This window comes from Bacillus sp. BF2-3 (genome assembly GCF_008368795.1).
Taxonomy (GTDB): domain Bacteria; phylum Bacillota; class Bacilli; order Bacillales; family Bacillaceae_G; genus Bacillus_A; species Bacillus_A cereus.
On sequence record NZ_QOSA01000007.1, the window covers coordinates 20,855 to 35,235 of the forward strand.

A 14,381-nucleotide genomic window follows, 5' to 3' on the forward strand; every position below is an offset into this window, starting at 1 on the left:
TAAAATTGCTGAGTAGCATATGCTTAGCGAAAGAGGACTGGCTCCTTCGTTGTAGCAAACTGTTTTTGATAGTATAATGAAAGAAGTATGCAGTGAGAAATTTTACTGCAAGTAGCTGAGGTGAAGAAACATGCAAAGAGTGACAAACTGTGTGTTAATTAGAGATAATGAAGTACTCTTACTCCAAAAACCTCGCCGAAATTGGTGGGTTGCACCAGGCGGGAAAATGGAGCGTGGTGAGACTGTAAGAGATTCCGTTGTTCGCGAGTATCGTGAAGAAACAGGTATTTATTTGAAAAACCCAGCGTTAAAGGGGGTCTTCACCTTTGTCATCCAAGAAGGTGATAAAGTTGTTTCTGAATGGATGATGTTCTCCTTTTTAGCGACAGATTTTGCAGGAGAAAACAAACTAGAGAGCGAAGAAGGCATCATTGGTTGGCATACATTTGATAAAATTGATGATTTAGCAATGGCGCCAGGAGATTATCACATTATTGATTATTTAATTAAAGGAAATGGCATAATCTACGGTACATTTGTATATACCCCAGATTTTGAGTTGCTTTCATATCGATTAGATCCGAGTTAAACCGTCAAGGAGAGGATACAATGACAGAGAATAATGATATAAAAATGGTAATTATTACAGGGATGTCTGGAGCCGGAAAAACAGTAGCTTTACAAAGTTTTGAAGATTTAGGATATTTTTGTGTGGATAATTTACCACCGATGTTATTGCCAAAGTTTATTGAGCTTATGGCGGATTCAAAAGGGAAAATGAATAAAGTGGCACTTGGTATTGATTTACGTGGCCGCGAGTTTTTCGAACATTTATGGGGAGCACTTGATGATTTATCAGAACGTACATGGATTATTCCTCATATTTTATTTTTAGATGCGAAAGATAGTACGCTTGTAACTCGTTATAAAGAAACGAGACGTTCGCATCCACTTGCACCAACTGGTTTGCCGTTAAAGGGAATCGAAGCAGAGCGTAATTTATTAACAGATATGAAGGCACGAGCGAATATTGTGCTTGATACATCGGATTTAAAACCGAAAGAATTACGTGAAAAAATTGTTCACTTGTTCTCAACAGAAACTGAGCAAGCATTTCGTGTAAATGTTATGTCATTTGGATTTAAGTACGGTATTCCAATTGATGCAGATTTAGTATTTGATGTTCGTTTTTTACCAAATCCATATTACATTCCACATATGAAGCCATTAACAGGACTAGATGAAGAAGTTTCTTCGTATGTACTGAAATTTAATGAGACACATAAGTTTTTAGAGAAGTTGACGGATCTGATTACTTTCATGCTGCCTCATTATAAAAGAGAAGGCAAAAGTCAACTTGTAATTGCAATTGGATGTACAGGTGGACAGCATCGTTCTGTTACGCTTACAGAATACCTTGGGAAACATTTGAAACCAGAGTATAGTGTTCATGTATCTCATCGTGATGTGGAGAAGAGAAAGGGCCATTAAGGGATGAAAAAAGAGAGAAAGCCTAAAATTGTCATCATGGGAGGCGGAACTGGACTCTCTGTTTTATTAAGGGGATTAAAGCAATATCCTGTTGATATTACAGCAGTTGTTACAATTGCTGATGATGGTGGCAGTTCGGGTAGATTACGTGATGAGCTAGAAATTCCACCTCCAGGTGACATCCGTAACGTACTTGTTGCGTTATCGGATGTAGAGCCACTGGTGGAAGCTTTATTTCAGCACCGTTTCACAACAGGAGACGGACTGAAAGGTCATGCGTTAGGAAATCTATTGTTGGCAGGTATGACCTCGATTACAGGAGACTTTTTCCATGCAATTACAGAAACAAGTAAAGTATTAAATGTCAGAGGACGTGTATTACCAGCAGCGAATCAAAGTGCGGTACTTCATGCGGAACTTGAAGATGGGGAAATTGTAACAGGTGAATCAAAGATTCCTTATTACGGAAAGAAGATTAATCGTGTCTTTTTAACTCCAGAAGATGTAGAGCCATTGCATGAAACGTTGGCTGAGATTAAACGAGCTGATTTACTTGTTTTCGGTCCTGGAAGTTTGTATACGAGTATATTGCCCAATTTAGTTGTTAACAAAATTGGAGACGCTGTTCTTGCTGCAAAGGCGAAGAAGGTATATGTATGTAACGTTATGACACAAGCGGGTGAAACGATGGGATATACTGCTTTTGATCATGTACAGGCGTTACACGATCATTTAGGGCAACCATTTATCAATACTGCAATTGTAAATAACCGTGAGATTCCTTGTGAATTACGCAAGTCATATGAGGAAGAAATGTCTACACCAGTTGTAGTGGATGAAGAACGTTTTGTTGAAAATAATATTGATGTTATTCAAGAGGGATTAGCGAAGTATGATGATCATGTTGTAAGGCATGATACGTTAAAGTTAGCGTCCATTTTATATTCATTGTTATAAATATGCGTTGCCTCGTTTGAGGTAGCGCTCCTCATTCATATAGGACAAGAATTTTGTTCCATAATAATCGTATAAGGAGGTGTTGACTGTGTCATTTGCATCAGAAACAAAGAAAGAGTTGACGAATCTTGAGATGAAGGAATGCTGTGAGAAAGCAGAATTATCAGCGTTACTTCGAATGAACGGGTCGCTTTCTTTTTCAAACCGTCGTCTATCTATCGATATTCAAACGGAAAATGCGGCAATTGCAAGAAGGATTTATACGCTTTTGAAAAAAGGATATGACGTGACGGTAGAATTGCTTGTCCGTAAAAAAATGCGCTTGAAGAAAAATAATGTATATATTGTGCGGCTTGTTGAGAAGTCTCGCGAAATATTAGCTGATCTTCATATCGTTCGAGATGACTTTTCATTTATTCGAAATATATCACAAGAATTGATTGAGAAGAAATGTTGTAAACGATCGTACTTACGTGGCGCATTTTTAGCAGGTGGTTCAGTAAATAACCCAGAAACATCATCTTATCATTTAGAAATCTTTTCGTTATATAAGGAACATAATGATGCTATATGTGAACTGATGAACGGATTTGATTTAAATAGTAAGACGTTGGAAAGAAGAAAAGGGTACATTACGTATTTGAAAGAAGCAGAAAAAATTACAGAGTTTTTAAATATTATAGGTGCTCATAATGCACTTTTAAGATTTGAAGATATTCGAATCGTACGTGATATGCGTAATTCTGTAAATCGTTTAGTGAACTGCGAAACAGCTAATTTAAATAAAACAATTGGTGCAGCACTAAGACAGATTGAAAATATTCGTTATATTGATGAGACAGTTGGTCTTGATATTTTGCCGGATAAATTACAAGAGATTGCACAATTACGAAGAGATTATCAAGATGTAACATTGAAAGAGTTAGGTGAGATGGTATCCGGGGGGAAGATTAGTAAGTCGGGTATTAATCATCGTTTGCGTAAAATCGATGAAATCGCAGAGAAATTACGCGCGGGGGAAACGTTAGTAAAAAAATAAGAGGTTAAAGGGGAAATGGAGCTGTGGTTCAAAAACGAGTTCAGGTTTCATTAAAAAACGGTTTACAAGCACGTCCGGCTGCGTTGTTTGTACAAGAGGCAAATCGCTTTCATGCAGATATCTTCATCGAGAAAGATGGAAAGACAGTAAATGCAAAGAGCATAATGGGGATTATGAGCTTAGCAATTGGAACTGGAAGCATGATAACAATTACAACAGAAGGTTCAGATGCAGAAGAGGCTTTAGAAGCATTAGCTGCATATGTACAATAAGAAGCTATCGCGTATATGCGATAGCTTTTTGTTTTGTTGTTTGTGCGGATTAGCGGGGAGGGGTATTTAGCTGGTTTGTCCTTGTCGGAGATTGTCGGTAAATCGATATGTTGTGTCGAACCGTTGATATATTAAAAAAATCGTTGATATAATTTAAGTTTTGTTCGATATAATTGAAAAATCGTTGATATATTTAGAGGGATACTGGATGGGGTATGTGAGCGGGGAACAATATATAAAAGAAGCGCCCAATTATAGGGCGCTTCCGCTTTTAGTTATATCCAGCTCCAGCGGCTAGAATCTCCGGTTGTTTCGCCCCTTCATTCGAGGCAAAAAGCGCCTCGGAATCAGGGCTCCATCGCCCTGCGATTCTGAACGAGCCGCTTTCGCTTTTAAGTATTAACGATTTGTAAAGATCTTATCGATTAAACCGTATTCTAAAGCTTTTTCTGCTGTCATGAAGTTGTCGCGGTCTGTGTCGCGTTGTAGTACTTCAAGTGGTTGACCAGTGCGGTCAGCAAGAATTTGGTTTAGTTTTTCACGTAAGAATAGGATACGTTTTGCAGCGATTTCGATTTCAGTCGCTTGACCTTGTGCTCCACCAAGTGGTTGGTGAATCATTACTTCACTGTTTGGAAGTGCATAACGTTTTCCTTTTTCACCTGCTGCAAGTAAGAATGCACCCATAGATGCAGCCATACCGATACAGATTGTTGATACTTGTGGTTTAATAAACTGCATTGTATCATAGATTGCCATACCCGCTGTGATAGAACCACCAGGGCTGTTGATGTAGATGTGAATATCTTTTTCTGGATCTTGAGATTCCAAGAATAAAAGCTGGGAAACGATTGAGTTAGCTACGTTGTCATCAATTGCACTACCAAGCATAATGATGCGGTCTTTTAATAGTCGAGAGTAAATATCGTAAGCGCGTTCTCCACGATTTGTTTGTTCAATTACTGTAGGAATTAAATTCATCTGTTATTTCCTCCTTATAAAGCTTTCTTAGTCTTATAATACAATTATGGTCAATAAAGGTCAAACGAAACCACTTTAAATCAAAAAAATATGTAGTTGTACCATGAAATATTCGCTATGTTTTCGAAATTCCCTGCTTATGTATCTTCAACATCATAACCGAATTACATAAATTTAAACGTTACGAAAACTGGAGAAAAAAGAAAAGAACGCCTTTTAACTTAAGCGTTCTTTCGATAATTAGTCTTTTAAAAGATAGGTTACTTTATTTAAAATCTTTTCGATTTGTTTCGCGTTTTTACTATACATTTCGCTTGCTGACTTCGACTTTGTTTCTAGGGAAAATAGTTCAAGATCAGCATGACATTTTTTTAAAGATGCTAATAATAAAGGTTTATTTTGAGGAGAAGGCATTTGGAGTTTGTCATTGTAAATGTCGATAGTAAGTTGTCCGTATGAATCCACTTGACCGAGGAAGACATTTTCAATAACAACACCGATTTTTTCTAATTCTGAATGTAGCCAAGCGCGGTTATGTCCGCTTGCTGAAAGAGGTTCATCTAGTACATTTCCATCCATAATAACAGTTTGTGGTTCTTTCTCGTTTGGTACTTTTAAACCGATGTCTTTTGCTGTAAGTGGCTGAGAATCTTTCTTTAATAATACATTTAATTCTCCGCTCGGTTCTAAGACAGCAAATTCGACTTCAGCTACGCTGAACGCACTTTTTCCACGGAGAAGTTCCAGTAATTCGTCACTCGTATATTTTTCTTTCTTTAAATTATCTTCGAGTATCTTTCCGTCTTTTATTAATACGGTAGATTTTCCTTCAAAGAAGTCCCGAGCTGTTTTGTTCTTTAAAGAGAGGATTCCTGTTAAAAAAGGTACCACAGCGAAAATGAGTATTGCAAAGACACCGTGAAAAAATTTTGAATCGAGCCCTGTAGATACTTGGGCAGCGATGTCACCAATCGTCATTCCGGCTATGTATTCAAAAAAGGAAAGCTGAGAGATTTGTCTTTTCCCTAACCATTTCGTAATAGCGAATAAAATAATTAATATGAATACAGAGCGAAGAATGACAAGTGTCCATTCCGGCAGGTGAGACATAGTCGTTTCCTCCAGTCTACTTAAAACCCTTTATATTGAGGTTCTTCACGTTCTAATACTGAAATTCTATCCTTTAAATCAGCGATGACGCTGTCCATTTCTAACATACATTCATGAAATACGCGTTTTGATTCTTCGTCTTGTGAATTTAATGAAAGGGAGCTTAAACTTGCTTGAGCGCCCCTTACACTAGCAAGGCAAGTTTTTACGCTAGCGATAACAGTCATATAAACACCTCTTATCCTTTCGGTTTGAATAATAATGCTCCAATGAAGCCGAAAATAATAGCTGCTGATACACCGGCGCTCGTTACTTTAAACATGCCGGTAATAACGCCAACGATGCCATGTTTTGCAGCTTCTTCCATTGCGCCATGAACGAGGGCATTACCAAAGCTTGTAATAGGTACAGTTGCCCCGGCTCCAGCGAAATCAATTAATGGCTCATACAAATTAAATCCATCTAATATAGCTCCAGCAACAACGAGTGTTGCCATTGTATGAGCGGGTGTTAGTTTGCCGACATCAAACATAAGTTGGCCGATTACACATATGAGTCCGCCAATGACGAAAGCCCAGAAAAAAATCATTGCGTTGCACCTCCAAATTCAATCGAAACGGCATGAGCGATACATGGAATTGTTTCTTCTTGTTGGAATGTAAGTGGAGATAGTAAAGCGCCTGTCGCAACGACAAGTATTTTTTTGAACTCTCCTCTTTTCATTCGGTTTAATAAATGACCATACACGACTGTTGCGGAACATCCAGGCCCGCTAGCACCAGCTATGACAGGTTGTCCTTCTCTGTAAATGATAATTCCGCAATCTTGAAATTGTTCGCTCGTTACTTTCGTTCCGTGTTTATGTAGTAAGTCATAAGCAATTTCGCGTCCTACATGTCCGAGATCGCCTGTTACGATTAAATCGTAGTAAGAGGCATCAATTTGGCGTTCACGTAAATGGGCTTCAATTGTATCAACTGCAGCTGGAGCCATTGCGCCTCCCATATTAAACGGATCCGTTAATCCCATATCAATCACTCGTCCGATTGTTGCAGAGGTTACTCTTGGACCGTGTCCAGTATCGCTTAAAATAGCGGCTCCTGCTCCGGTTACTGTCCACTGTGCAGTAGGCGGCTTTTGTCCGCCGTATTCGGTAGGGTAGCGGAATTGTTTTTCTACAGCCGTATTATGGCTTGAAGCTCCAGTTAATAAATATTTTGCACCTTTTGCATTTACGATACTTGCCCCAAGTGCTAAACCTTCCATAGAAGTAGAGCAAGCCCCGAATAGTCCGAGATAAGGAGTGCCAAGTGTGCGGCAAGCAAAGCTTGTTGGAGTGATTTGATTAATTAAATCTCCTGCGAGTACGAATTGAATATCGTCTTTACGAAGTTCTGCTTTTTCAGTAGCGCGGCTACAAGCTTCTTCGAATAAAATTTTATGTGCTTTTTCATAGGAATCTTGTCCAAGCCATAAATCTTCATGAAGGATATCGAAGTCTTCTGGGATGTTCCCCTTTGCTTCAAATGGTCCACCGACAACCCCTGTTGAGATAATGACTGGTTTGTTTTCAAATACCCACGTTCGGTGTCCTTGTAACATTTATAGCCCTCCCCATTGAACGAGAATAGTTTTAATAAGTGCGATGACGAAAGCGGAAAATACACCAAATAAAATAACAGAACCAGCTAGTTTAAACATATTGCCGCCAACGCCAAGGACAAATCCTTCCGTTCGATGCTCAATACATGCGGCAATAACAGAGTTACCAAATCCAGTAACAGGTACAGCTGTACCTGCTCCGGCAAACTGTCCAAAACGATCGTATATACCAAATCCAGTTAGTAACATGGAGATGAAAATGAGAGTTGCGACTGTTGGATTGCCTGCTGAGCGTTCAGTGAAATCAAAATATGTGATATAAAAAGTAGAAATGAGTTGTCCGATGAAGCAAATAAAACCACCGACGAAAAAGGCTTTTATACAATTTTTTAAGACAGGTCGTTTCGGTTCGCGTTCTTGTTCGAATTTTTTATACTCCTGTTGTACAGGGGTTAAGTTTTTATCTTTACTAGCCATTGCAATCCTTCCTTTTCTTTTAAAAAGCGTTAAGTGTTAGACTCCATTTTTTTACCAATGAATTTTAATTGTTTATTAATTTCATCTTTAGATACTTCTTTTTCCTTAATTTTTCTTTCGAGTTTTTCGAGTAACATAAAGATTTTTTTATCTGTACTGACACGAACATCGAAAGTAGGATGCTCATCACTTAGCTGCTTTTGAAGCTTTTTACGAAGAGGTTTTAATCCAAACCTTTCGTGATGCTCAGGTGTAACTGCTATGTAGAGATCTAAATTTGAATTCACTGCTGTGCTTTTTATAATTTCATCCATAGCGAGAGCTCTTTTTTTCGCTCCTTGTGATATAGATTGATTAAAGGATTCCGTACTCGTCTTTGTTAACTTTGGACCTTTTTCTTTCTCCGTTCGTTTTGCTTCTTCTTTCACTTTTTTATCTAAAGGACTATTATCACATCCGGTAAAAGAGCTAAATAGAAGTGCAAATAATGCGGTTATGAGGCCGAGTTTTCGCATAATTATCATTCCATTTCTATTACAATATGTAATGTGATAGAAAAAGGATGACTGCATATCATCCTTTTTCTATTTCACAGCAAGACTGATTTGTTATTGCTGTGAGTATTGTGGTTCTTCTTGTTGGACTTCTTCAACGCGTGGGTTTAAAGAATCGATAATCGTTTGTGTTTGCTGCGCAGCTGTTTGGAAAAGTTGCTTCGCTTGTTGGTTATCCGTATCAAGAGCGAATCCCTCTAAGCTAGCTTGTGCACTTTTTAATCCAGAGACAGTTTGCTTTAATTTTGTAATTACAGTCATTGAATGAAGCCCCCTTTGGAATATCAATTCAAAGATTATAATTTGTGAGTTGGGCTGAATTTATGATTGGAAAATTTAGGGGTGGAATAGATTTTATATGCTTTTAGCTAAGGTGTATAAGGTATTATGGGGATATTTTTATTGATTTAGATGGATTTTATTGCTATTATTATGAGAAGAAAATGAAGTGTTTTCTATAATCATGCGCCCATAGCTCAGTCGGATAGAGCGGTGGTTTCCGGTACCACGTCTGCCGGGGGTTCGAATCCCTCTGGGCGCGTCAAAAAGTCCTAACTTACGTTTTGTAGGTTAGGACTTTTTTTATTTCCCTCTTGTTATATCTGGTAATAAGATTTACTATTAGTACTTGATGATAATTTTTAACCTTATTATTTTCTTTCAATATTATTCAAATTTCGGTTGTAAGTTGTAAATCTCATTAATACATATAAATTAATAATATTTTGGAATGGGTGTCTGCGTGAGGATTCTCCTTTTACCAAACTTATTGTACAATAGAAACAAGGGGGAGATTAGTTTGAAGGCAAGTCTTTTACAAGAACAAAGCTTACGTTTGGCAATGACACAAGAGTTAAGGCAAGCGATTACAATGCTCCAGTATAATGTACAAGAATTATCGGAGTTTTTGTATGAGCAATCGTTAGAGAATCCCCTTATTGAGTTAGGTGGTTTTGAGAGGGAGAAGAAAAAGAGCTCTAACAACAGTAAAAGTACCAGCAAACAAGTCGAGAATCAGATGGAGATCTACAGTGTGGATTCTACAACGATTCAGCAACATTTATTAAATCAAATACAGTATTATAAAATAGATGAAGAAGAGCGAAAAGTAGCTTCTTTCATTATTATGAACATGGATGGAAATGGATATTTACAAGAAACGAATGAAGAGTTAGCAGAGCTCCTTTCTGCGCATATTCATGTAGTCGACCGCTCTGTAGAGCTTGTCCAATCACTGGAACCAGCAGGGGTAGGGGCGCGTAATATTCAGGAATGTTTAACCTTGCAATTGAAGCGCTTACAAAGACGGAATGGATTAGCAGAAGAGGTTGTAGAAGATCATTTCGCTTATTTTGTGAAGAAAGATTGGCGAAAGCTCGTTCAAGTGTTGAAATGTAGTAATGAGGAATTACAGAGTGCGGTAAATTGTATAACGTCATTACAACCAAAACCAGGTCTTGCGTTTTCTTCAGATAAACCACTTTATATTGTGCCTGATATGGCGGTGAAAAAAGATGGCGATCGCCTCGTTTTACAAATGAATGAGAGAAATATGCCGAGAATTGAAATTCATTCTGAATATAGTGCGCTTCTTAATAATAGTGAAAGTGAAGTAGCATCTTACGTATCAGAAAAGTATCAGCATGTGCAGTGGATTATGCGTAGTTTGAAGCAGAGAAAACAGACATTGCTGCAAGTAATGACTATTATTATGGAAAAACAACGTGATTTCTTCTGGAAAGGTCCAGAGTATTTAAGACCTCTCGCTTTAAAAGAGGTAGCGGAAGAGTTAAGTGTGCATGAATCGACAATTAGTCGTGCGACGCGAAATAAATATGTTCAAACACCACACGGTTTATTTGAGATGAAATCGTTCTTTAGCAATGCCGTTTCGACGACTGAAGATGAAGCAGTTTCTACAAAACGTGTAAAACAATTTATTCAAACGCTAATTGGGGCAGAGGATAAGAAAAAGCCACTTTCAGATCAAAAGATTTCAAAATTATTAGAAGAAGAGCATGAAATTGTTATTTCTCGAAGAACAGTGGCGAAGTATAGAGAACAAATGCATATCCCAGCTTCGTCATTACGAAAAACGATCGGATAGGTGAAGAAGATGAAAGTTGTACTGTATACTAAAAAAGATTGTGGCCTTTGCGTGAAGGCGAAACAAGTTTTAAAGGAAGTACAATGTGAATATTCTTTTCAAATCGAGGAAATAGATATATATGAAGATAATGACCTTTTAGAAAAATATCACTTAATGATTCCGGTTGTAGAAATGGACGGAAAACAAGTAGAATATGGTAACATTCACAAAGGTGTCATAATAAACTATATAAAGAATGCAGTTAAGAGTTGAATAAGTTTCTATCTCCTGTTACAATAATACACGTAGCAGGGATTATTTTTTTAACCTATGTGGGACACAAAATGTCACTACGGGACGTAAAGTGACCACGAAGGAAAAATGAACCGATGTAGTGAGGAGAAAAGATATGCGCTCATGGATTCAGAACACAAAAAAATTATTACCTGATCTGCTACCTGTTATGCAAACGAGAATGCAAATTCTTCAATACATTAGGCTCATGCAGCCGATTGGAAGAAGAAACTTATCAGCAAGTCTCGGTATGACAGAACGAGTATTGCGAAGTGAAGTTCAAGTTTTGAAAGAACAAAACTTAGTTCACGTCGCTTCTTCTGGAATGACTTTGACAGAAGAAGGAACAGCTTTAGTTCTTGCTTTGGAAGACTTTATGAAAGAAATTTCCGGGTTAAAGGTTTTAGAAAAGCAACTTAAGGAAACATTAGACTTGGATGAAGTTTTCGTTGTCCCTGGTGATAGTGATGAATCACCTTGGGTCAAACTGGAGATGGGCCGTGCTTGTGTGACTTGTATAAAAGACCGTCTGACAGCGAATAATATCGTTGCTGTGGCTGGAGGAACTACGCTAGCTGCTGCTGCGGACATGATGCAACTTGATTGCAAAGATTTACATATGCTATTTGTCCCAGCACGTGGTGGAATTGGAGAAGGCGTCGAATTAGAAGCCAATACCATTTGTGCCAAGATGGCACAAAATACGATGAGTAATTATCGCTTATTGTATGTTCCAGACCATGTTAGTAGCGAAGCATATGCGTCTATTGTGACAGAGCCTTCCGTGAAAGAAGTTCTTGAGTTGATTCGATCTTCCAATATCGTCATTCATGGAATAGGTGATGCGTTAACAATGGCACGTCGCAGAAGTACTTCAGAAGCAGATTGGTTAAAGATTCAGGCAAGCGAAGCAGTTGGCGAAGCTTTCGGTTACTACTTTAATGAAGAAGGAAATGTTGTTCATAAAGTAAGAACAGTTGGTATGCAACTAGAGGATTTACAAAATGTATCTCACGTTGTTGCAGTCGCTGGAGGTTCTTCAAAGGCAAAAGCAATACAGGCTGTAATTAAACAAGGGCACACTTCAATTCTAATTACAGATGAAGGTGCAGCAAAACAGTTAACAAAGGGTTTTACCCTTTAATATAATCCCCCAAGGAGGAAATTCAAATGACTAAAATTGGTATTAATGGATTTGGACGTATCGGACGTAACGTATTCCGCGCAGCTCTTAACAACTCTGAGGTAGAAGTAGTAGCAATCAACGACTTAACAGATGCTAAAACATTAGCTCACCTTTTAAAATATGACACAGTTCACGGAACTTTAAATGCAGAAGTATCTGCTAACGAAAACAGCATCGTTGTTAACGGTAAAGAAATTAAAGTTATCGCTGAGCGTGACCCAGCTCAATTACCATGGAGCGACTACGGAGTAGAAGTAGTAGTAGAATCTACTGGCCGTTTCACTAAAAAATCAGACGCTGAGAAACACTTAGGTGGATCAGTTAAGAAAGTTATCATCTCAGCTCCAGCTTCTGACGAAGATATCACTGTAGTTATGGGTGTTAACCACGAACAATACGATGCAGCTAACCACAACGTAGTATCTAACGCTTCTTGTACTACAAACTGTCTAGCTCCATTCGCTAAAGTATTAAACGAAAAATTCGGCGTAAAACGCGGAATGATGACAACAATTCACTCTTACACTAACGACCAACAAATCTTAGACTTACCACACAAAGATTTACGTCGTGCTCGTGCAGCAGCTGAAAACATGATCCCAACATCTACTGGTGCAGCTAAAGCTGTAGCATTAGTATTACCAGAACTTAAAGGCAAATTAAACGGTGGCGCTGTACGTGTTCCAACTGCTAACGTTTCTCTAGTTGACCTAGTTGTTGAACTTGACAAAGAAGTAACAGTTGAAGAAGTAAATGCAGCATTCAAAGCAGCAGCTGAAGGCGAATTAAAAGGTATCCTTGGATACAGCGAAGAGCCATTAGTATCTATCGACTATAACGGATGTACAGCTTCTTCTACAATCGATGCATTATCTACAATGGTAATGGAAGGTAACATGGTTAAAGTACTTTCTTGGTACGATAACGAAACTGGTTACTCTAACCGCGTAGTAGACCTAGCAGCTTACATGACTTCAAAAGGTCTTTAATTCTTAATTATATAAGTTATCAATGACAAAACGAGGGAGAGGGTTTGTTCCCTCTCTCTCTTCTTTCGTTTTAAAAGCAAATGTGTTAAGCTTTTGAGTGGGTTTTGTCAATCCTAACTAGTAGTCGGAGGGAAATCCAATGAACAAAAAATCAATTCGTGACGTAGATTTAAAAGGTAAGCGTGTATTTTGCCGCGTTGATTTCAACGTACCTATGAAAGAAGGCAAAATTACAGATGAAACTCGTATCCGTGCAGCTCTTCCTACAATTCAATATTTAGTAGAGCAAGGTGCGAAAGTTATTTTAGCAAGTCACTTAGGCCGTCCAAAAGGTCAAGTAGTAGAAGAAATGCGTTTAACTCCAGTAGCAGCACGTTTAGGTGAGCTTCTTGGTAAAGACGTTAAAAAAGCGGACGAAGCATTCGGACCAGTTGCACAAGAAATGGTTGCAGCAATGAACGAAGGCGACGTATTAGTTCTTGAAAACGTACGTTTCTATGCGGGCGAAGAAAAGAACGATGCAGAACTTGCGAAAGAATTTGCAGCACTTGCTGACATCTTCGTAAACGATGCATTCGGTGCAGCTCACCGTGCTCACGCTTCTACAGCAGGTATCGCAGACTACCTACCAGCAGTATCTGGTCTATTAATGGAAAAAGAGTTAGATGTACTTGGTAAAGCACTTTCTAACCCAGAACGTCCATTTACAGCTATTATCGGTGGTGCGAAAGTAAAAGATAAAATCGGTGTAATTCGTCATCTATTAGACAAAGTAGATAACTTAATCATCGGTGGTGGACTTGCTTACACATTCGTTAAAGCTTTAGGTCATGAAATTGGTCTATCTCTATGTGAAGACGACAAGATCGAACTAGCTAAAGAATTTATGCAACTTGCAAAAGAAAAAGGCGTAAACTTCTACATGCCAGTTGATGTTGTAATCACTGAGGAATTCTCTGAAACTGCAACAACTAAAATCGTTGGTATCGACTCTATCCCTTCTAACTGGGAAGGCGTGGACATCGGTCCTAAAACACGTGAAATTTATGCAGATGTAATTAAAAATTCTAAGCTTGTTGTATGGAATGGACCAATGGGTGTATTCGAAATGACTCCATTCGCAGAAGGTACAAAAGCAGTAGGACAAGCATTAGCAGATGCAGAAGATACATACTCTGTTATCGGCGGTGGTGACTCTGCAGCAGCTGTTGAAAAATTCGGTATGGCTGATAAAATGAGCCACATTTCTACTGGCGGCGGTGCGTCATTAGAATTCATGGAAGGTAAAGAGCTTCCAGGTGTAGTTTGTCTTAACGACAAATAAGTAGCAGCCAAAGAAA

General features: G+C 38.4%; 18 protein-coding genes and 1 tRNA gene. 11 read left to right on the plus strand and 8 right to left on the minus strand.

Annotated features, from left to right (window positions below):
• The first annotated feature begins 130 nt into the window (after window positions 1-130).
• From DN401_RS07570 to DN401_RS07590, 5 genes are all read left to right on the plus strand, one after another.
• On the plus strand, window positions 131-589 hold the full coding sequence (locus DN401_RS07570; RefSeq protein WP_001190080.1) for an NUDIX hydrolase: 459 nt from the start codon (window positions 131-133) through the stop codon (window positions 587-589).
• Between the two features lie 20 nt (window positions 590-609).
• Window positions 610-1,491, plus strand: coding sequence for an RNase adapter RapZ (gene rapZ, locus DN401_RS07575; RefSeq protein WP_000138459.1), 882 nt, complete (start codon window positions 610-612; stop codon window positions 1,489-1,491).
• A 3-nt stretch (window positions 1,492-1,494) separates the two neighbouring features.
• Entirely contained in the window at window positions 1,495-2,448 is a 954-nt protein-coding gene (locus DN401_RS07580) for a gluconeogenesis factor YvcK family protein (protein WP_000712188.1), read from the plus strand.
• Window positions 2,449-2,536: 88 nt separating this feature from the next.
• Window positions 2,537-3,487 (plus strand): DNA-binding protein WhiA, encoded by a 951-nt coding sequence (gene whiA / locus DN401_RS07585; RefSeq protein WP_000006558.1) that lies wholly within the window; start codon window positions 2,537-2,539, stop codon window positions 3,485-3,487.
• Window positions 3,488-3,510: 23 nt separating this feature from the next.
• Window positions 3,511-3,759: an HPr family phosphocarrier protein gene (locus DN401_RS07590; RefSeq protein ID WP_000250307.1), complete on the plus strand. Its 249-nt coding sequence runs from the start codon at window positions 3,511-3,513 to the stop codon at window positions 3,757-3,759.
• Between the two features lie 399 nt (window positions 3,760-4,158).
• Here DN401_RS07590 and clpP read toward each other — a convergent pair whose 3' ends face one another.
• The 8 genes from clpP to DN401_RS07630 form a co-directional block, all read right to left on the minus strand.
• Window positions 4,159-4,740 (minus strand): ATP-dependent Clp endopeptidase proteolytic subunit ClpP, encoded by a 582-nt coding sequence (gene clpP, locus DN401_RS07595; protein WP_001049162.1) that lies wholly within the window; start codon window positions 4,738-4,740, stop codon window positions 4,159-4,161.
• A gap of 240 nt (window positions 4,741-4,980) precedes the next feature.
• Window positions 4,981-5,850, minus strand: a complete 870-nt coding sequence (locus DN401_RS07600) for a DUF421 domain-containing protein (protein ID WP_000018922.1) — start codon at window positions 5,848-5,850, stop codon at window positions 4,981-4,983.
• 20 nt (window positions 5,851-5,870) lie between these two features.
• A complete protein-coding gene (locus DN401_RS07605) occupies window positions 5,871-6,077 on the minus strand; it encodes a DUF1657 domain-containing protein (RefSeq protein WP_000215909.1) in 207 nt (68 codons plus the stop codon).
• An 11-nt stretch (window positions 6,078-6,088) separates the two neighbouring features.
• On the minus strand, window positions 6,089-6,439 hold the full coding sequence (gene spoVAE, locus DN401_RS07610; protein ID WP_000575919.1) for a stage V sporulation protein AE: 351 nt from the start codon (window positions 6,437-6,439) through the stop codon (window positions 6,089-6,091).
• On the minus strand, window positions 6,436-7,452 hold the full coding sequence (spoVAD, locus tag DN401_RS07615; protein WP_000938970.1) for a stage V sporulation protein AD: 1,017 nt from the start codon (window positions 7,450-7,452) through the stop codon (window positions 6,436-6,438). The genes spoVAE and spoVAD overlap by 4 nt, the downstream gene beginning before the upstream one ends.
• Window positions 7,453-7,929: a stage V sporulation protein AC gene (spoVAC, locus tag DN401_RS07620; RefSeq protein ID WP_000146953.1), complete on the minus strand. Its 477-nt coding sequence runs from the start codon at window positions 7,927-7,929 to the stop codon at window positions 7,453-7,455.
• A gap of 29 nt (window positions 7,930-7,958) precedes the next feature.
• Window positions 7,959-8,444 (minus strand): YhcN/YlaJ family sporulation lipoprotein, encoded by a 486-nt coding sequence (locus tag DN401_RS07625; protein WP_001228545.1) that lies wholly within the window; start codon window positions 8,442-8,444, stop codon window positions 7,959-7,961.
• 93 nt (window positions 8,445-8,537) lie between these two features.
• Entirely contained in the window at window positions 8,538-8,744 is a 207-nt protein-coding gene (locus DN401_RS07630) for a DUF1657 domain-containing protein (protein WP_000216166.1), read from the minus strand.
• A 204-nt stretch (window positions 8,745-8,948) separates the two neighbouring features.
• Between DN401_RS07630 and DN401_RS07635 the strand changes: the two genes are divergently transcribed.
• From DN401_RS07635 to DN401_RS07660, 6 genes are all read left to right on the plus strand, one after another.
• Window positions 8,949-9,024: transfer RNA gene (locus tag DN401_RS07635), tRNA-Arg, on the plus strand.
• Window positions 9,025-9,282: 258 nt separating this feature from the next.
• Window positions 9,283-10,590, plus strand: a complete 1,308-nt coding sequence (gene rpoN / locus DN401_RS07640) for an RNA polymerase factor sigma-54 (RefSeq protein WP_000647955.1) — start codon at window positions 9,283-9,285, stop codon at window positions 10,588-10,590.
• A gap of 9 nt (window positions 10,591-10,599) precedes the next feature.
• On the plus strand, window positions 10,600-10,845 hold the full coding sequence (locus tag DN401_RS07645) for a glutaredoxin family protein (protein ID WP_000869726.1): 246 nt from the start codon (window positions 10,600-10,602) through the stop codon (window positions 10,843-10,845).
• Between the two features lie 136 nt (window positions 10,846-10,981).
• Window positions 10,982-12,010 carry a gapA transcriptional regulator CggR gene (gene cggR, locus DN401_RS07650; protein WP_001258185.1) on the plus strand — a complete coding sequence of 343 codons (1,029 nt, stop codon included), beginning with the start codon at window positions 10,982-10,984 and terminating at the stop codon, window positions 12,008-12,010.
• A gap of 26 nt (window positions 12,011-12,036) precedes the next feature.
• Window positions 12,037-13,041, plus strand: a complete 1,005-nt coding sequence (gene gap / locus DN401_RS07655) for a type I glyceraldehyde-3-phosphate dehydrogenase (protein ID WP_000161236.1) — start codon at window positions 12,037-12,039, stop codon at window positions 13,039-13,041.
• Between the two features lie 139 nt (window positions 13,042-13,180).
• Window positions 13,181-14,365, plus strand: coding sequence for a phosphoglycerate kinase (locus DN401_RS07660; protein ID WP_001036350.1), 1,185 nt, complete (start codon window positions 13,181-13,183; stop codon window positions 14,363-14,365).
• Window positions 14,366-14,381 lie beyond the last annotated feature (16 nt).